General features: G+C 65.6%; 16 protein-coding genes and 1 tRNA gene. 10 read left to right on the forward strand and 7 right to left on the reverse strand.

The window, feature by feature from the left end; translation table 11 throughout:
• Positions 1-84 precede the first annotated feature (84 nt).
• Complete coding sequence (locus tag ACQR1L_RS23715; RefSeq protein WP_434860341.1) at positions 85-420, reverse strand: MmcQ/YjbR family DNA-binding protein; 336 nt, start codon at positions 418-420, stop codon at positions 85-87.
• 217 nt (positions 421-637) lie between these two features.
• Here ACQR1L_RS23715 and ACQR1L_RS23720 point away from each other — a divergent pair, with 217 nt between their 5' ends.
• Positions 638-1,246 (forward strand): hypothetical protein, encoded by a 609-nt coding sequence (locus ACQR1L_RS23720; RefSeq protein WP_434860342.1) that lies wholly within the window; start codon positions 638-640, stop codon positions 1,244-1,246.
• A gap of 50 nt (positions 1,247-1,296) precedes the next feature.
• On the opposite strand, the gene ACQR1L_RS23725 is transcribed toward ACQR1L_RS23720, so the two are convergent.
• Positions 1,297-2,040, reverse strand: a complete 744-nt coding sequence (locus ACQR1L_RS23725; protein ID WP_434860343.1) for a DUF7168 domain-containing protein — start codon at positions 2,038-2,040, stop codon at positions 1,297-1,299.
• Positions 2,041-2,206: 166 nt separating this feature from the next.
• Positions 2,207-3,538, reverse strand: a complete 1,332-nt coding sequence (locus ACQR1L_RS23730; protein WP_434860344.1) for an ABC1 kinase family protein — start codon at positions 3,536-3,538, stop codon at positions 2,207-2,209.
• A 1,188-nt stretch (positions 3,539-4,726) separates the two neighbouring features.
• Between ACQR1L_RS23730 and ACQR1L_RS23735 the strand changes: the two genes are divergently transcribed.
• Both ACQR1L_RS23735 and ACQR1L_RS23740 read left to right on the forward strand, forming a co-directional pair.
• Positions 4,727-5,950: a hypothetical protein gene (locus ACQR1L_RS23735; RefSeq protein ID WP_434860345.1), complete on the forward strand. Its 1,224-nt coding sequence runs from the start codon at positions 4,727-4,729 to the stop codon at positions 5,948-5,950.
• Positions 5,950-6,942: a hypothetical protein gene (locus ACQR1L_RS23740; protein ID WP_434860346.1), complete on the forward strand. Its 993-nt coding sequence runs from the start codon at positions 5,950-5,952 to the stop codon at positions 6,940-6,942. The genes ACQR1L_RS23735 and ACQR1L_RS23740 overlap by 1 nt, the downstream gene beginning before the upstream one ends.
• A gap of 365 nt (positions 6,943-7,307) precedes the next feature.
• Here the strand turns inward: ACQR1L_RS23740 and ACQR1L_RS23745 are convergent, their stop codons facing one another.
• The 3 genes from ACQR1L_RS23745 to ACQR1L_RS23755 form a co-directional block, all read right to left on the reverse strand.
• Positions 7,308-8,072, reverse strand: a complete 765-nt coding sequence (locus tag ACQR1L_RS23745; RefSeq protein ID WP_434860347.1) for a hypothetical protein — start codon at positions 8,070-8,072, stop codon at positions 7,308-7,310.
• Between the two features lie 194 nt (positions 8,073-8,266).
• Positions 8,267-8,356: transfer RNA gene (locus ACQR1L_RS23750), tRNA-Ser, on the reverse strand.
• Between the two features lie 460 nt (positions 8,357-8,816).
• Positions 8,817-9,962: an ROK family protein gene (locus tag ACQR1L_RS23755; protein ID WP_434860348.1), complete on the reverse strand. Its 1,146-nt coding sequence runs from the start codon at positions 9,960-9,962 to the stop codon at positions 8,817-8,819.
• Between the two features lie 286 nt (positions 9,963-10,248).
• Here ACQR1L_RS23755 and rplU point away from each other — a divergent pair, with 286 nt between their 5' ends.
• The 3 genes from rplU to ACQR1L_RS23770 all read left to right on the forward strand — a co-directional run bounded on the left by rplU (position 10,249) and on the right by ACQR1L_RS23770 (position 11,767).
• Positions 10,249-10,632 (forward strand): 50S ribosomal protein L21, encoded by a 384-nt coding sequence (gene rplU, locus ACQR1L_RS23760; RefSeq protein ID WP_035648644.1) that lies wholly within the window; start codon positions 10,249-10,251, stop codon positions 10,630-10,632.
• Positions 10,633-10,767: 135 nt separating this feature from the next.
• The gene (gene rpmA, locus ACQR1L_RS23765) at positions 10,768-11,037 is read left to right on the forward strand and encodes a 50S ribosomal protein L27 (protein WP_009026714.1); all 270 of its coding nucleotides are present in this window, start codon (positions 10,768-10,770) and stop codon (positions 11,035-11,037) included.
• Between the two features lie 139 nt (positions 11,038-11,176).
• The gene (locus tag ACQR1L_RS23770) at positions 11,177-11,767 is read left to right on the forward strand and encodes a GNAT family N-acetyltransferase (RefSeq protein WP_434860349.1); all 591 of its coding nucleotides are present in this window, start codon (positions 11,177-11,179) and stop codon (positions 11,765-11,767) included.
• Between the two features lie 162 nt (positions 11,768-11,929).
• Here the strand turns inward: ACQR1L_RS23770 and ACQR1L_RS23775 are convergent, their stop codons facing one another.
• Entirely contained in the window at positions 11,930-12,847 is a 918-nt protein-coding gene (locus ACQR1L_RS23775; protein WP_434860350.1) for a DMT family transporter, read from the reverse strand.
• Between ACQR1L_RS23775 and ACQR1L_RS23780 the strand changes: the two genes are divergently transcribed.
• From ACQR1L_RS23780 to ACQR1L_RS23795, 4 genes are all read left to right on the forward strand, one after another.
• Entirely contained in the window at positions 12,846-13,040 is a 195-nt protein-coding gene (locus ACQR1L_RS23780) for a hypothetical protein (protein ID WP_434860351.1), read from the forward strand. The genes ACQR1L_RS23775 and ACQR1L_RS23780 overlap by 2 nt on opposite strands.
• 8 nt (positions 13,041-13,048) lie before the next feature.
• The gene (gene obgE / locus ACQR1L_RS23785) at positions 13,049-14,119 is read left to right on the forward strand and encodes a GTPase ObgE (RefSeq protein ID WP_434860352.1); all 1,071 of its coding nucleotides are present in this window, start codon (positions 13,049-13,051) and stop codon (positions 14,117-14,119) included.
• A gap of 315 nt (positions 14,120-14,434) precedes the next feature.
• Complete coding sequence (gene proB, locus ACQR1L_RS23790) at positions 14,435-15,571, forward strand: glutamate 5-kinase (RefSeq protein ID WP_434860353.1); 1,137 nt, start codon at positions 14,435-14,437, stop codon at positions 15,569-15,571.
• Positions 15,572-15,645: 74 nt separating this feature from the next.
• Complete coding sequence (locus tag ACQR1L_RS23795; protein WP_434860354.1) at positions 15,646-16,935, forward strand: glutamate-5-semialdehyde dehydrogenase; 1,290 nt, start codon at positions 15,646-15,648, stop codon at positions 16,933-16,935.
• Positions 16,936-16,938 lie beyond the last annotated feature (3 nt).

Raw genomic sequence — 16,938 nt, forward strand, 5'->3', positions numbered from 1 at the left:
ATCGAGACCGATGTCTCGGCGCATAAGAGGCGGCGAACGGCGCAAGGGATTCGCGAGTGGGACGATTTTTTTCGACCGGCGCAGTCAGCGCGTCTTTCTGGATCGCGACCGCTGCGGCGGATGTGCCGCGCGCCACGCGCTGTCGAGCACGGTCCGCAGCAGACCGGCATCGGCTTCCGCCAGCGTCACCGTGGTCCAGCCCTGGTCGCCCCACTTGTTCGGCACGCGGCGGAACACTCCCGGCTGCAGGCCGGCATAATGCTCCTGCTCGTCCGGCGTCAGCAGCACATTGGCGGACGCGCCATCGGCGGCGAGCGTGGCGAACGTCCGGTGCAGCTTGAACGCCGTGCGCTCGAAATGCGGCGCGGCTGTCGTGCCGGCGAACGACAGAGCAAGGGTGCGGAACTCGGAGCCGGTCATTGCGACTGTCCTCGTGACACGGGCGTCGAGCGATGATGACATTGGTCGGCCTGCGCGAGCCAGGGCAATTTCGCCGCGGAGACGCATCGCAGGCCGGCGATGGCGCATCCGTGGGGCACGAAGACGTGAACGCCTGGACCGCGCTGCTTTGATGCATATCAAAACGATACGGTAACGTTTCCCTAGGCTCAGCGTCAGACCATTGAGGGAGAGCGAGATGCCGGAACAAACCACCCTGAACCTCACCCTGAACTGGACGCGCGAACGTCTCCACGAGATGGATGCGGCGCTGGCCTCGCTTGCGGTGAGCGCCCCGCAGGCCGAGGCGGCCGCCAAGGTCAAGGCGGACGACCTGCTCGCTGACCTCAAGAAGCGCCGCAGCGATCTCGAAGTTCTGCTGAAGACCCATGCGGAGGCCGGCGAAGCCGCACTGGCCGGCGCGAAGACCGAGCTCGATGCCCACTGGGCCGGCTTCGAGGCGCAGATGAAGGCCTATTTCGACGGCGCAGGACAGCAGGCCGAACAATATCGGGCGACGTTCAAGGACATCGCGGCCGCGCAGGCCAAGGCCTGGAGCGACTCGGCCGAGCGGTTGCGCGAGGCCGCGACCAAGGCCGCGGCGATCGGGACGACCGATCTCGATGCCGTGCTGAAGCAGCTCAAGACCGACGCCGCGGCGGCCGGCGTCCATCTCGACACGCTGAAGCAGACGGGCAGCGCGTCCTGGTCGGTGCTCAGCGCCGCGCTCGGCGAATCCCGCAAGGCCTTCGACCAAGCCAACCAGGCCGCGTGGACGGCGCTGAAAGGCACCGCGACTAAGAATTGAGGCGGCGCGGTGCGCGCCAACTCTATGGCGCTGCATTGCGTGAGGCCCCATCAACCTCGCTTCGCCTTGCCGGCTGGCTGCGCGTGATCGACTCCCGGATTGATGGCGAGCGTCGCGCCCGCGGCGCCGCCGGCTTCATAGGCGTCCATCGACACCATCCGGCTCCCGCTGCGCGCGTTGCGCAGCTTCAGGTCGAGCTTGCCGAACTCGGCGTCGACCACCGACGTCTTGAGCACGACCAGGCCGCGGCCGGTGGTTTCGTTGGCCTGGTCGCGGCTCTTCTTCATCGCCACCAGCCGGTCGCCGATCGAGGTGATCATGCCGAGCGCGAACGACGCGTTGGCGAGATGCCGGTCCTGGTGCCGGAAACGGGCATAGTCCGTCGAGGTCTTGTAGCGGCCGAGCTCGGCGCGCACCGCGCCGTCGATCAGCTCGGCGAGATAATGCGCGACCTCGATGTCCGCGGGCAGGCCGAAGAACACGTAAGCGGCCTCGCCGGCGGCGTTCTTCTCGCGCCAGACCCGGCAGTCGCAGAACAGCGCGATCGCACCGATGCAATCGTCGAGCGGGATGCGCTTCTTGCGATGGGTCTCATAGACCTTGCGCTCGCATTGCGAGGCCCTGAGTTCGATGTCGGACAGCGACAGGTCGTGGCGGTCGAGCAGCTCGGCGACCTTGGCGGCGGCCGACAGCGCCTCGTCCTCGGTGCAGCCATTGGCGATGGTTTTCGCGCGCAGCGCCTGGATACGCGCCTTGAGCTTATCGAGGGCGATGGGATCGAAGGTTGACGTCACCGGTCATATCCGAGAATCGCCGGACCGACTCGCGCGGGACTGGCGGAGAGAAGGAGGAGACTGGTTGTTGCAGGGCGGCTCTCCGGATTCAAGCGCGTCCCTTGCCTTACGTTGCACGTGGCGCATGTCGCGATCGAGGCCGGCGCCACGGCTTACCGCCCCGCCGTCATGCCCGGTAGGGCGCGACGCAGGCCGCGCAATCCACTTTCGCGCGCAACTGCGTCGCCAGCAGATAGAGCCCGCCGATCTTGCGGTGGAGGAACAGCGTGTCCGCCGGCGGCACATGCATGAGGTCGCGGTCGAGGCCGAGCGCAAGGCCGCGGTCGCGCAGCTCCGCCAGCAGGTCCTGCCGCGCAAAGTCGTAAGGCCCGCGCTGGCGCAGCGGCGCCATCGCGCGCAGGAACATCTCCACGATCGCGTCCTGGTGGCGCGCCGCGGTCGCCGCGTCGAAATAGCCGATGGTCTGCATGGCGGCGCGGCTCGCCGCGCGGTCGGCGTCGAGCCCGGCCGCCAGTAGCGCGCGGAACGCGACCTGCAGCTCCGGCGCGATCGGCCTGACAGCGCCGAAGTCCAACAGCACGATGCGTGCGCCGTCCGGCGTGACGCGGAAATTGCCGGGATTGGGATCGGTCTGCATCGCGCCGAACACGAACAGCTCGCGCAGCGTGAGCTCGACCAGCGCCGTGATCGCGGCGTCGCGCTGCGCCGGCGCCGCTGTCGCCAGCGAGGCGATGGGCCGGCTGTCGACGAACGCCATCGCCAGCACCTCCGGCGTCGACAGCGCCGTCACCGGCGTCGGCACGAGGAAGCGCGGATCGTCGCGCAGAAAATCGCTAAAAGCGTTGAGCTGCGCGGCCTCCGCGGCATAGTCCGCCTCCGCATGCAGCTGCGCCTTGGCGGCGGACAGCAGCGGCGAGATGTCCATCTCGCGCGGCAGCAGGCCGGGCAAGCGCAGCAACGTGGCGATGTTGTCGACGTCGCTGTCGATGCTGGCGCGCACGCCGGGATACTGCACCTTGATGGCGAGGCGCTGGCCGTCCAGCGTCTCGGCGCGATGCACCTGGCCGATCGAGGCCGCCGCGAACGGCCGCATCTCGAAGCTTTTGAACCGCGCGCGCCAGCCGGCACCCCAGGCCCGCGCCAGCACGCGCTCGAGCTGCGGCGGCGGCATCGGCGGCGCCGCCTCCTGCAGCTGCGCCAGCAGCGCCGCGGCCTCCCTCGGCAGCACCAGCCCTGGATCCAGCGACAGCATCTGCCCGAGCTTCATCGCCGCGCCGCGCAATCCGGCCAGCCCGCTGGCGAGCCGCATCGCCTGCGCCGGCGCCAGCAGCAGCTCCGGCAACCCCGGCCGCCGCCCCTGCGCGAGCTGCCGCAAGCCATCCGTCACCACGCCACCCGCGATTCCTGCGGCGATCCCGCCAAGCCGCAACAGCCGCCCCGGCCGCGACGACGGCACGGCGGCGAAGCGGGGCAACGGGCGGTCGGAGGTCGAACTCATCAGGTGAAACTCCAGGACGAGCGGCAGTGCATGGAGAGAAAACGAGCGAAAGCTGTTTCCAGTTCTCCAATCCGGCGTGATGCCTGGGGAGTGGCCCGCAGAGCTGCGGTCCCGCGGCGCCATGGCGTCCGAGTTGTGCCGGTCGTTCCGCCCTCGGAAGATGAGAGGGCGCGGGGAATGCCGGGCGCTGGCCGCAACCCATGTCTTTTAGCAAATTGGCCCGCCTGCAGCAAAAAAAGCAGGCGGCAGTCACCACAGGTTCAGCCGAGATCACCCGGCATTCCCCGCGCGATGGTTTTCACGCTTATGTCGCGCTCTCCCCGGTGTCCGGCTTGGTAGCCACCGTCTCCTCCCGGATCATCATGACCAGAAGGCTTAGCGCCAGCGTCGGGGCGCCAGGACCACGCGTCTTCACGTCCGCAAGCCTGCCGTTCGTCGGCGAGCATCACACCCGCTGCAGCAAACTCACAGCCACCGCATCTCCGGCCCCACGTCTCGTGACGATCGCGAAGCGCCCCTCTCGGCGAGCCGGGATGGAGGGAGAAGAACATGAATTCTGAAAAATGGCAATACAATTATTTTTATCGAAATCAGACATCGGAGACCGTGCGGCGTCACGCGCAGCTCAGTATCCGAAAGCCGGACCTTCGAGGCTTCTTTCCAGCGCGCAAACGCAGTGATCTAGCCCATGAGGTTTCATTACCCGGCCCAACCACGGTACTGCCGCAGTCATAGTGACCCGATCTGCTCAGATGTCTTTGGACAAGTTCGGCTCGACATTTGGGTCTTGGTGGCCGCCGGCGTGGCCGATAGAGCGCTACTACGGCCTTGTAATCTCGCCCCGATCGCCCAAAAAGCCTTGCATGGCCTCGAAGCGGCACGAACACTCCCGAACCAAAGATCCTTCAAAGCCGATTTGTTAAGTATTCGCTCCCGCTTGAGTTTTCTCTCAGGGCGAGTATGGGCGGCGATGTGGATAAGGACGAAAGCCGGCATCGATTCGGGTTCAGGAATTCGGTACAGCTCCTGGATGCTCTCTCTTGGCCAGCAACGCGTGAGCGAGCGATCGGACGGGCTCCGCTGCGATCAAAGAAGGTCGAACGGCTGCGACTTCGCTGTTCGCGCGCAAAGCGTGTCGAGATCGGTCGCTACGTATGTATATTATCGGCGAGCAATTGGACAAACGGCATGAGCGAAGATCCGTTTTTCAGCCTGTCCGGCGACACCATTTGGAACGCCTGCATTGGGCCGCAGGGCGACGAGCTTCACTACTTAGAAGGCTACCTCGAAGCTGCGATCGAACTCGCCAACGCGGTGATCGAGAAGGAGATGCTGACCAAGCGCGATACGCTCGTCCTGCCTATCCTCTACAACGCACGCCACGCCATCGAACTCGTCCTGAAGTTCGTTTCCGGACAATTGTTCGATTGCGAACTGGTCGCTGAGAAGCATCCGACCAACCACGACATCAAGGGGCACTTCGATCAGTTGGTCGCGGCAAACATCCCTGACGAATCGATACGGGACGGCCTGAAGACGCTGGAACGCTTTGTCGTTAGCCTCGACCGAATAGACGACGACGGACAGGAGTTGCGGTATCACGTCAACCGTGACGGTGAGAAGAGCCTTAAGGGAGAGTCCCTTGCCAACATCGCCGTCATACGCGACAGCCTGAACGAACTGTCGACGGCCATCATCGGATTGATGAACCGAACGATCGATCTGGTCCAGGAACGGAAAAGCAGCACTTACACATCCCGCTGTTCGCGCGCCGACCTTCGCGAAATCGCCGGAATGATGCCGCCGCTCGCCGAATGGAGCAGCGAAGCCTTCATGGGGGCAAAGAACGCTGTGAAAGAGCGCTTCTCGCTTAGCAACACCCAGTTCAGCAAAGCCATCGACGCGATCAAGACTAACCGTGAATTCTACGGAATGATCGGCGGCGAGACCGATCTTCCTTGTCTTCTCGACGACGAGGCGATGCAGGTCGTCGAGCAGTGGCGTATCCTCCACCCCAATCGCGACGGAAAGGAGTCTGAGGTTGTCCACGGTAGCCGATTCAGATCAGCCGATTTGATAGCGAACATCAAGAGAAGGCGCGAATGCGTCAATGCCCTGAGCGGAACGATCACTGGCCGAGAAGCCGCGGACCTCGAAGCACTATTCTATTTGGGCCGGGGAGATTTCTTATCGGAACAATTCGAAGATCGAGCCGCGGCGTACCTGAAACCGCTCAGCGACGATGCCGAACTACGCGCACAGATCGGAAGAATGTTGGACAAGACGAACCTTCTCGTCTGCCTAGAGCGGGGCGCTCGTCGGGCGGGACGACTATCTCTCGTCGAACGGCTGAACAGCCCCCCAGTGCGGGACCCGGCGCAGAAGGCCAATGGTTCAGAAATGGAGGAATGATGGCGGGCAAGGTCGTGGCGTCGCAATTCACCGGCGCTTTCGCACATCTGAACGTCTCGACGGACATCACCGCCACACGTGCTGACATCGTTCGATCTCTGCTGACAGTGGGATATCCGAGCAGCAAGAAGGCCATACGCAAGGTCGGCCTTTGGCGCACTCGGATGTTGTCTGCCATGGCGTACGGCTATCTCGATAGAGCGCTGCAAACGACCGAATACTTCCGCAATCTGGAGCAGACGGAGAAGGTAGGCGTCTCCTTCCTGTTGGGCGAGGCCTTTACGCACTGGTTCGCGCAAGATCGGATGGATATTAAGTTCCTCGTCCACATCGCCGGACTGAAGACGACCACGTGGGCCACATCGTCTATCTTGGCACCTCCCAAGAACGGAGCTTCAACTCCGTCGCCGAAAAGCCGACCCGACTTCATCGGCGTCAAGAAAGCGGAGAGACACGTCTTCGAGAGCAAGGGCCGAATCCGCAGGCCCGCAAGGAGCGCAGTAGCGAAAGCGCTGGGGCAGGTTTCGGCGCTTCGCGCGATCAACGGCACTCAACCTGCGACCCGCTGCGCGACGTTCTTCATGCTGAAGGCGTCGGGCGCAGAAGGGGAGGTTGTCGATCCCGCAGGAGCGCCAACTGGTGTCTCGGTCGACTTCGACGAGTGGGAGATGATCACGAAGGCCTATGCATTTTTTCTCGATGGCGAGAACGCCGAGCTGCCGGAAGCCGTGGGCGAAGGCTACGTCGGGCGTGAGATCGACAACGGCGTATTCTTCGCGATCGACAAGAAGGTGCTGAGCGCGGCCGCCGGGCAAGAGCCCGCGTCGGCATCCGAGCGCAAACAGAGGCGAGACGAAGTGTTCGAAATTCTCGATCATCGTGCGAGCCACTATCGAGAGCGCCGCACCGAAGAGGTGTCCCACGGATTGGACGGAACGTTGCTGATCGACCGACGTGCAGGCGGCATCCGGCCACGTCGCAAGATGGTCTGACGGCCGGCCGGGGGGTACGCCCTGTTCTGGCCGAGCATCCTATTCTTAGTACACTGGCGCTCAGGTCGAACCTTACGGGGCGAAAATGTTGACACGATACATCGCTCGGAAATTCTTCATCACCGCTTCGGCCGTGCTGGTTCTCGCACTGTGGAGCGGCAGCGTGTCCTCGGCCTCGTTCACCTAGCTTACTTTAGTCGAACGGCATAAGATGACGATCGACCCTTCCGCGCAGCAAGTGCGTTGTCGGCCTGGCCTTAGCCGAGGTAGTCCGACGCCGTTTCGGGAGCATCTGAAGACGGTGAAGAAGCTCGTCGAAACGGCGCGCCCCACCGAACACTGAACTTCGCGCTCGCAGTGTACCGTCATCCGAGATCGATCTTCCAGAACTGCAGAACTTCCGCGACTTCGTCCCGGGGGTAGTTGAGGTAGGAAGCGTTCGAGAGGGCGTATCGGATCGCTGCCTTCCTTTTTGAGATCTTTTGCTCGACCCGGGGCGTGAAAGGTGCGGTGCCAGGAGGCAGGACAACCTCTCCGGATCCGTCCGGCCAGTCCTTCGGGTAGTCCAACGGAATCCATCCCGAACGCACCTGAAGCGCCTGCGCAGCAACGGATTCGTGTTCGCATGTCCAGCCGTACAGGTGGAACGCGCACACGCGCAACATCGCCTTGATCTCCGGCAGCGTATCGGTGAAGCCTTTCAGTGACGTCGGAAGCCACACCATGTTCGCGACGCACGAAAAGTAGCGTCGGTCACGGACAACGCTCGTGTGCTCGGCAAAATTCGGATCGTCGTACCCCCAGATGTGGCAGACCGACCAGTTCTTCGGTCGCGGCAACTGCACATCGAGCGCGGCGAACAGAGCCTGCGCCGCGGCCACGTTGCCCTCGAACTTCTCCGACGTGATCCCGGTGGCCTTCCGCGTGTTCGTGTAGCGCCGTGACCATTCCGAATCGAACAGCGGCTGACCGCGTGCGGCGTGTGGCGCCCAAACCGGCAGCGCTCGGAATGTGTCCGGGTGGACCCATCGCGCGGTCCGCGCGATCAGTTCGGCCACCGCTGGAATGTCCGACTTCAATATCTCGTTGCCGTCAGGAACCTGAAACCCCTTCGCCGTCGGAAGCTTCATGAGCTAGCTTTCCCGTCGCCTCCGGACCTGCAGGGCAAGGATTCAAATTGACCCGAAGCACCGTCTGTCGACCCTACCTTCGAGTCGAGAATCGATGCGCGGCGTGGCACAACTCAATTGTAGGCGCTCCACCGAACTAATCCTACGGTTTTACAAGACATTGATTTCGAGGGCTTTTCGTCGCGCGACCTTAGTGGCGGAGAGGGAGGGATTCGAACCCCCGATAGGCTTGCACCTATGCCGCATTTCGAGTGCGGTGCATTCAACCACTCTGCCACCTCTCCAGGCGCAAATCAGGGGCGAAGCCCCCGGGTCGGGCGCCGTTCTAGGGCACGGCGGCGGGGGTGACAAGGCGGGGATTGCGATATTTCCCACCGAAATGCGGTGGCTGTGTCATGCGGCGCGCGAGCTACGGCCCGGGCGGCATGGCGCCCCGCCAAGACGGGTGGGACCGCCGTACGCTGACACATATCGGCGGTCCCGTGTCGCTGCATCTTGGGGAAACCGACGGAAGAGACGGGGGTCAATCCGGCCGGCCTGAGCGACGGGCGGACCCTGGAGCATGATAGCGTGCACCGCAACGCAAACCGTTCCTTAACCTAACCAGTCAAGGTTACCGGCCCCGCTCGGCTATCTGATTGGTGGCACGATACTTTTCCGTGCGCCGCGAGACGCCGCGGCGGCTGCCGCGGAACCCATGTTGCGCAATATGCTGCACCAGGCAGGGGCTGGGCGGATCGCGCGCTAATCCTTCTTCTTCTTCGCGGCCTTCTTGTCGTCCGACTTCTTATCCTCGGACTTGTCGTCCTTGTCCTTGTCCTTGCGCCCGTTCTCCTTGCGGCGGTTGGTGAAGCGGGCGTTGCCGAGGCCGGTGCCGATGGTCAGGACGCCCCAGCGCTCGAACTCCTGCATGAACGGCACCTCGGACAGGCCCTGGACGACGCCGTCATTGTGCATCAGCACCGCGGTGTCGTGGTCGCCGATCATCGGGATCGCCTCGACCAGGCTGGCCGGCAGGTTGAACTTGCTGCTCTCCCAATTGCCCGGCAGGTTCTGCGCGCCCTTCTCGATCGAACCATCCTCGTTGATGACGCCGGGGCAGGCGATGCCGATGAACGGCGCCAGCTTGAGCCCCTCGGCGTCGGCCTCCTCGATCAGGCCCTTCAGCATCTTGGCGAGCCGCTTCACCGCGCCCTCGCGCGTGGGCTCGTCATCGGCATGGCGCCACAGCTCGGACTTCCAGACCGAGGCTTTCGACAGGTCCGGCGTCTTCTTCCAGGCGGTCTCGACCACGCCGCAACGGATGTTGGTGCCGCCGATGTCGACGGCGAGGATGCTGTCATGGGCCTCGAAGATCCAGGACGGCGCCAGATGCAGCGCGCCGATCAGGCCGGCATCATCGGGGTGGTAGCGGATCGGCTCCAGCTCGACGCCAAAACCCTCGTCCTTGAGGATGATCTCGGTGCGGGCGATCGCCAGTTCGCCGAGGCGGGAATCGCGAAAGCCGCCGCCGACCACGATGCATTCGGTCTTGGCCCAGGCCTTGGTGCGCAGGAAACGGCGGGTGACGTGGGCGAGTTCCTGGGCGAACTCCTCGATCGCCGAATGCACCACGGCCGAGGCCTCGGTGTCGTCGCCGACCAGGATCGCGTCCAGCGCCTTCTTGCTGATGGTCTCGCTGTCCTCGTCGCCGAACGGGTCCTTGCCGGATTTGCGCAACGGTTTGCGCCAGCGCTCCAGGATCTTGCGGAAGGCGCCCTTGGAGGCGCGGTCGCCGAGGAAGCCGTCCTCGTCCTTGATTTCGATATTGAAGCTGTCGATCTCGACCGACGGCAGCCGCGCGGCGCCGTGACGGGCGATGCCCGTGGTGGTCATGACGTCGTCGGCCATATGGTCCCTGCCCTGTTGCCTTGTGTGAACGACAACGGCGGACGAAACCGATGGTTTCGGACGCTCGTTCACCTTGACTCAGGCTTGCAGGCGGCTATAAGCGCCCGATCGACCGGCGCGAGCTTCTCGCGCCGATTGTCGTTGCGCCCATTTTTGAGGTCTTGAGCCTCGGGCGCGACTGCCGGCCCCGATCGGGCCGGATCACATGAACCATAACGACTGAACAAGAAGCCGACCCGGGGCGACAGCGCACCGAGGCCGGGATCGAACACGAAGGATGAGAACGATGTTCGCAGTCATCAAGACCGGCGGCAAGCAATACCGCGTCGCCCCGGATGATGTGCTCGAGATTGGCAAGATCGACGGTGAACCCGGCACGATCGTGCAGCTGAACGAGGTGCTGGTGGTCGGTGGCGACACCCCGGTGCTGGGCATTCCGGCGGTGGCCGGCGCGTCCGTAGCCGTCGAGGTGCTGGACCACAAGCGCGGCCCCAAGGTCATCGCGTTCAAGAAGCGCCGCCGCAAGAATTCCCGCCGCAAGCGCGGCTACCGGGACGAGCTGACGCTGATCCGCGTCTCGGAGATCCTGACCGACAACGCCAAGCCGACCAAGGGCCCGCGCCCGAAGAAGGCCAAGGCGGAAGCCCCGGCGGCCGACGCCGCCGAGTAAGCGTGCCGGTGCGCAACGGCGCGCCGCATCTGCTTCAAACCTTCATCGCGCGGATTTTTCGTCCGCGCCCTGCAATTGTGAATGATCCCTTAGCGGAATCGCGCTAATGGTGATCCTCGAGATCGGAGACGAGCGATGGCTCATAAAAAGGCAGGCGGTTCATCCCGCAACGGACGCGACTCCAAGGGCAAGCGTCTCGGCATCAAGGCGTTCGGCGGCGAGCGCGTGATTCCCGGCAACATCATTGCGCGTCAGCGCGGCACGACCTGGCATCCCGGCCTGAACGTCGGCATGGGCACGGACCACACCCTGTTCGCCAAAATCGAGGGCGTCGTCGAGTTCCATGACCGTGCCAACCGCACGTTCATCTCGGTACGCCCGGTACTCGCCGAAGCCGCTGAGTAACATACGGTGGAACAATTCGCGTCCGCCGGGTCCTGACGAACCGGCGGAGCGCCAGATGGCTCCAGGGGAGGCGGGACAACCGGCCTCCCCTTTTCATTTTCGCTGATCGATTGATCCCGAAGCGTCGATGGAGCCCGACATGCTGCAGGACATCACCACTCCCACCTTGCGCGAGGCGAGACCTTGCGTCCTCGAGACACCCCGGCTGACCCTGCGTCCGCCGGTGCTCGCCGACGTGACAGCGATCGCCCGGCTCGCCAATGACCGGCGCATTGCGGAGAACACCCGCCGGCTGCCGCATCCCTATTCCGAGGTCGATGCCGCCCGCTTCGTGCGCGCGCTGGAGCAGAGCGGCGAGACCGCGTTCGTGATCGAGCATCTCGATGCGCCGATCGGCATGGTCGGCATCAACCGGCCGGCGTCAGGGCGTGCGGAGCTCGGCTACTGGCTCGGGGTCGAGCATTGGGGCCGCGGCTTCGGCACGGAAGCGGCCCGCGCTGCGATCGACGATTTCTTCGAGACGAGCGATGAGACCGTGCTGATCGGGCATGCGCGCGTCAGCAACCCTGCCTCGCGCAACATCCTCGAAAAGTGCGGCTTCCAATGGACCGGCGTCGAACTGCACCGCTTCGAGGTGCTTGGCTCCTCGGCCCCGGTCGATGCGTTCCGGCTGACCCGCGGCGTGTGGGCGTCGCTGAAGGCGTGGGCCAAGACGGGGCGGCGAATCTAGCCGAGGCGGCCGCTTCCCCCCAGCTGTCGTCCCGGCCTTGAGCCGGGACCCATAGCCACCGAAGTTGGTGGTGGGATCACGCTGGAGCCACAGCCTTCTCCAACGCAGGCTGCACGGAGTCTGGGTCCCGGCTCAAGGCCGGGACGACAACGGTGGGTGCCGCTACACCGGCGGATTCACCGCGCCCGCGCCCTGCCCCAGGCTGCGTTCGCGCAGGTAGATGTAGAGACCCGCGCCGATGATGATGATGGCGCCGATGATGGTCGCGGGGTGCGGCACGTCGCCGAACACGGCGAAGCCGAACAGCACGGCCCAGACGATCATCGTGTACTGATACGGCACGACCACCGAGGCCGGCGCCAGCTTCAGCGAGCGGTTGACGCAGAACAGCGCGGTCACCGAGATCAGGCCGGCGGCCGCGAACAGCACCAGGCTGCTGGGGGTCGGCGTGACCCAGCCGAACGCGGACATCGCGGCACCCAGCAGGAAGGTGCCGACGAATTGCGACGAGGCCATCACGATATCGGGCGTTGAGCGCAGGCTGCGCGTGATCAGCATCAGCACCGCGAAGGACAGGCTGCCGCCGAGCGCGATCAGCGCCGGCAGGCTGAAGGTCTGCGCCGAGGGCCTGAGCGCGATCAGTACGCCGCAGAAGCCGATCAGGATCGCGGTCCACCGCCGCCAGCCGACATGCTCGCGCAGCACCAGCGCCGACAGCGCGGTGACGAAGATGGGGCCTGCGAGATAATAGGTGATGACGTCGGCGAGCGGCAGATAGACGGTGGCGAGGAAGAACGCCGCGACCTCCAGGGTCGAGAGAACCACGCGCACCAGCTGCAGCCACGGGCGCTCGAGCTGCAGGAAGGCACTGCGGTTGCGCCAGATGAACGGCGCGAGCAGCAGCAGCGCAGCGCAGGCGCGCAGCCACAGCAGCTGGCCGACGGAGTAGGTCGACACCAGGAACTTGCCCAGCGCGTCGCCGAACGAGAACATCGCGATCGACAGCAGCATCAGGCCGATGCCGGCCAGCCGCGCCGAACGCTCGTCGGTGGCGGTGGAGATTCGGGAGAGCACGCTCATGATGGTGCTGCCTTATCAGGCAGGCCTGACCGGCTCCAGCCCTTCCGCTGAAGGCGTGACGCAGCCCTGCCGCAACCCCGGCGCAACGCTCGCCCAGCCCTTGCGCAACGCGGAGATACCGCTCGAAATTAAGGCTTCCGGCCGAATTAACCTCATTCCGCGGTTGCCGTGGGGGGCCGCCTCGCCTACGTAGGGCGCATCATGAAATTCCTCGATGAAGCCAAGGTCTATGTGCGCTCCGGCGACGGCGGCAACGGTTGCGTTGCGTTCCGGCGCGAGAAGTTCATCGAGTTCGGCGGGCCGAACGGCGGCAATGGCGGCCGTGGCGGCGACGTCGTGATCGAGGCCGTCGACGGCCTCAACACCCTGATCGACTACCGCTACCAGCAGCATTTCAAGGCCCAGAAGGGCGAGAACGGCATGGGCAAGGACCGCCACGGCGCCGGCGGCAAGTCCGTGGTGCTCAAGGTTCCCGTCGGCACCCAGATCTTCGACGAGGATCGCGAGACGCTGATCCACGACTTCACCGCGGTCGGCGAGCGCTTCGTGCTGGCCGAGGGCGGTAATGGCGGCTTCGGCAACGCGCATTTCAAGTCGCCGACCAACCGCGCGCCGCGCCACGCCAATCCCGGCCAGCCCGGCGAGGAGCGCTGGATCTGGCTGCGCATGAAGCTGATCGCCGATGCGGGCCTGGTCGGCCTGCCGAATGCCGGCAAGTCGACCTTCCTGTCCAAGGTCTCGGCGGCCAAGCCGAAGATCGCCGATTATCCGTTCACCACCCTGCACCCGCAGCTCGGCGTCGTGAATGCCGACGGTCGCGAATTCGTGCTGGCCGACATTCCCGGCCTGATCGAGGGCGCCCATGAGGGCGCCGGCCTCGGTGACCGCTTCCTCGGCCATGTCGAGCGCTGCCGCGTGCTGCTGCACCTGGTCGATGCCACCTGCGAGCATGCCGGCAAAGCGTACAAGACGGTGCGGCACGAACTCGAGGCCTATGGCGGCGAGCTGACCGACAAGGTCGAGATCGTCGCGCTCAACAAGATCGACGCGGTCGATCCGGACGAGCTGAAGAAGCAGCGCGACCGGTTGAAGCGCGCCGCCAAGAAGACGCCGCTGCTGATCTCCGGCGCGACCGGTGAGGGCGTGAAGGACGCGTTGCGCAAGCTTGCCGACGTGATCAGCGAGCAGCCGGTGTCGAACAAGGCCAAGAACGCGGTCGAGAACGCCGCGACCGAGGAGCCATGGGCGGCGCCGACGCCACCGCAGGGCTGATCCCTCGCCGCGAGCTTGCTTCGCGGGCCGCGGCCGTCGCATAAGTCGCATCGACGTTCCGCTGGCTCACCCTGAAATCTGCTGGCGGCATTCAACCGGATTTTCGAAGGCCCTCACCGCGCATTCGGTGCGCTCCCTCCCCCCTTGTGGGGGAGGGTTGGGGAGGGGGGTACCCCAACAACGGTCTTGCCGTGTGGACCCCCACCCCCGACCCCTCCCCGCAAGGGGGAGGGGAGGACACCCGCGTCGCGGCGACGACCTGCCTTGATCCATTGATACCTATCCGAAGCAGCTGACCCCGACCGAACCTACGCCATGGCTCCCCGTCTCGAAAATTTCCGCCGCATCGTCGTCAAGGTCGGCTCGTCGCTGCTGGTCGATTCCGAGGCCGGCGAGGTCCGCGCCTCCTGGCTGACCGCGCTGGCCGCCGACATCGCCCGGCTGCACGGCCGCGGCTGCGAGCTGCTGGTGGTGTCGTCCGGCTCGATCGCGCTCGGCCGCAGCCGGCTGAAGCTGCCGCGCGGGCCACTGAAGCTGGAGGAGAGCCAGGCTGCGGCCGCGGTCGGGCAGATCGCGCTGGCGCGGATCTGGTCGGAGGTGCTGGGCGCGCACGGCATCGGCGCCGGCCAGATCCTGGTGACCTTGCAGGACACTGAGGAGCGCCGCCGCTATCTCAATGCGCGCTCCACCATCGCAAAACTGCTGGAATGGCGCGCGGTGCCGGTCATCAACGAGAACGACACGGTCGCGACCGCCGAGATCCGCTACGGCGACAATGACCGGCTCGCCGCCCGCGTCGCCACCATGGCAAGCGCCGACCTCTTGGTGCTGCTGTCGGATATCGACGGCCTTTACACCGCCCCGCCCGCGCAGGATCCGAACGCCAAGCTGATCCCGGTGGTCGAGAGCATCACCGCCGATATCGAGGGCATCGCCGGCGGCGCGGCGTCGGAATTCTCCCGCGGCGGCATGAAGACCAAGATCGAGGCCGCGAAGATCGCGACGACGGGCGGCACCCACATGCTGATCGCCTCCGGCAAGATCGAGCATCCGCTGGCAGCGATCGCCAATGGCGGGCGCTGCACCTGGTTCCTCACCCCGGCCAATCCGGTCACCTCGCGCAAACGCTGGATCGCGGGATCGCTGGAGCCGAAGGGCACGCTGACGATCGACGCCGGTGCCGTCGCCGCTCTGCGCGCCGGCAAGAGCCTGCTGCCGGCCGGCGTGATCAAGGTCGAGGGCCAGTTCGCCCGCGGCGATGCCGTGGTGGTGCGCGGCCCGGATACCCACGAGATCGGCCGCGGCCTGGTCGCCTACGACGCGGATGACGCCGAGCGCATCAAGGGCCGGTCGTCGCCAGATGTCGCGGTCCTTCTTGGCATGTCGGGACGAGCCGAGATGATCCACCGCGACGACCTGGTCATCGGGCCGGCGGGAGCGGGTCCGGCTTAGAGCCCAGCCGCTGACGTTCGCAAATGGCCGCTTTCCGTGCTACTGGAGAGCCTTGCTTCAAGGTTGAACCGCCCATGACCGCGCCTCTCAAAGCCATCGACGGCAGCGCCGATCTGCCCGCGCTGATGAACGACCTCGCCCAGCAGGCGCGCGCGGCCGCGCGGTTGCTGGCGCTGGCGCCGGCCGAGCAGAAGAACCGGGCGCTGGAGGCGATGGAGCGGCTGATCCGCGCTCGCGCGGATGCGATCATTGCGGCCAATGCCGAAGATGTCGCCGAGGCTAAGGCAGGCGGCATGGCGGCGTCGTTCGTCGACCGTCTCACGTTGACGCCGGCGCGCGTCGCCGGCATGGCCGACGGGATTGCGGTGGTGCGCGGCGTCGCCGATCCCGTGGGCGTCGTCACCGAGAGCTGGCAGCGGCCGAACGGCATGACCATCGAGCGCGTGCGGGTGCCGCTCGGCGTCATCGGCGTGATCTTCGAGAGCCGCCCCAATGTCGCGGCTGACGCCGGCGTGCTGTGCCTGAAGTCCGGCAATGCCGTGATCCTGCGCGGCGGCTCGGACTCGTTCCGCTCCTGCCGCGCGATCCATGAATGCCTGGTCGACGGCCTGCGCGAAGCCGGCCTGCCGGAGGCGGCGATCACCCTGGTGCCGACGCGCGATCGCGCGGCCGTGGGCCTGCTGCTGTCGGGCCTCAACGGCGGTGTCGACGTCATCGTGCCGCGCGGGGGCAAGAGCCTCGTCGCGCGCGTCGAGGCCGAGGCGCGCGTGCCGGTGTTCGCGCATCTCGAGGGCGTCAACCACGTCTATGTCGACGGCGCCGCCGATCTCGACATGGCGAAGTCGATCGTGCTGAACGCCAAGATGCGGCGCACCGGCGTGTGCGGCGCGGCCGAGACCCTGCTGATCGACCGGGCGTCGCAGGACAAGATCCAGCCGCTGGTCGACATGCTGATCGGCGCCGGCTGCGAGGTGCGCGGCGACGACGCCGTGCGCGCGGCCGATGCGCGGGTGACGCCGGCCAGCAACGAGGATTGGGACACCGAGTATCTCGACGCGATCATCGCCGCGAAGGTGGTGGACGGCGTCGACGGCGCGATCGCGCATATCCACGCGCACGGCTCGCACCACACCGATGCGATCGTCACCAACGACAACGCCGTGGCCGACAAGTTCCTCAACGAGGTCGACTCGGCGATCGTGCTGCACAACGCCTCGACGCAATTCGCCGATGGCGGCGAGTTCGGCTTCGGCGCTGAGATCGGCATCGCCACGGGCAAGTTTCATGCGCGCGGGCCGGTCGGCGTCGAGCAGCTGACGAGCTTCAAATACCGCATTCACGGCACCGGTCAGACGCGGCCATGACCG

The organism is Bradyrhizobium sp. HKCCYLR20261, from assembly GCF_051168435.1.
Lineage (GTDB): Bacteria > Pseudomonadota > Alphaproteobacteria > Rhizobiales > Xanthobacteraceae > Bradyrhizobium.

Coding starts and splice junctions, on each gene's coding strand:
- ACQR1L_RS23735 (WP_434860345.1), top strand. CDS start 4,727: ATGAGCGAAGATCCGTTTTTCAGCCTGTCCGGCGACACCATTTGGAAC.
- ACQR1L_RS23755 (WP_434860348.1), bottom strand. CDS start 9,962: ATGGCCGACGACGTCATGACCACCACGGGCATCGCCCGTCACGGCGCC.
- ACQR1L_RS23795 (WP_434860354.1), top strand. CDS start 15,646: ATGACCGCGCCTCTCAAAGCCATCGACGGCAGCGCCGATCTGCCCGCG.
- ACQR1L_RS23745 (WP_434860347.1), bottom strand. CDS start 8,072: ATGAAGCTTCCGACGGCGAAGGGGTTTCAGGTTCCTGACGGCAACGAG.
- ACQR1L_RS23715 (WP_434860341.1), bottom strand. CDS start 420: ATGACCGGCTCCGAGTTCCGCACCCTTGCTCTGTCGTTCGCCGGCACG.
- obgE (WP_434860352.1), top strand. CDS start 13,049: ATGAAATTCCTCGATGAAGCCAAGGTCTATGTGCGCTCCGGCGACGGC.
- ACQR1L_RS23780 (WP_434860351.1), top strand. CDS start 12,846: ATGATGGTGCTGCCTTATCAGGCAGGCCTGACCGGCTCCAGCCCTTCC.
- ACQR1L_RS23740 (WP_434860346.1), top strand. CDS start 5,950: ATGGCGGGCAAGGTCGTGGCGTCGCAATTCACCGGCGCTTTCGCACAT.
- ACQR1L_RS23775 (WP_434860350.1), bottom strand. CDS start 12,847: ATGAGCGTGCTCTCCCGAATCTCCACCGCCACCGACGAGCGTTCGGCG.
- ACQR1L_RS23720 (WP_434860342.1), top strand. CDS start 638: ATGCCGGAACAAACCACCCTGAACCTCACCCTGAACTGGACGCGCGAA.
- rplU (WP_035648644.1), top strand. CDS start 10,249: ATGTTCGCAGTCATCAAGACCGGCGGCAAGCAATACCGCGTCGCCCCG.
- proB (WP_434860353.1), top strand. CDS start 14,435: ATGGCTCCCCGTCTCGAAAATTTCCGCCGCATCGTCGTCAAGGTCGGC.
- ACQR1L_RS23730 (WP_434860344.1), bottom strand. CDS start 3,538: ATGAGTTCGACCTCCGACCGCCCGTTGCCCCGCTTCGCCGCCGTGCCG.
- ACQR1L_RS23770 (WP_434860349.1), top strand. CDS start 11,177: ATGCTGCAGGACATCACCACTCCCACCTTGCGCGAGGCGAGACCTTGC.
- rpmA (WP_009026714.1), top strand. CDS start 10,768: ATGGCTCATAAAAAGGCAGGCGGTTCATCCCGCAACGGACGCGACTCC.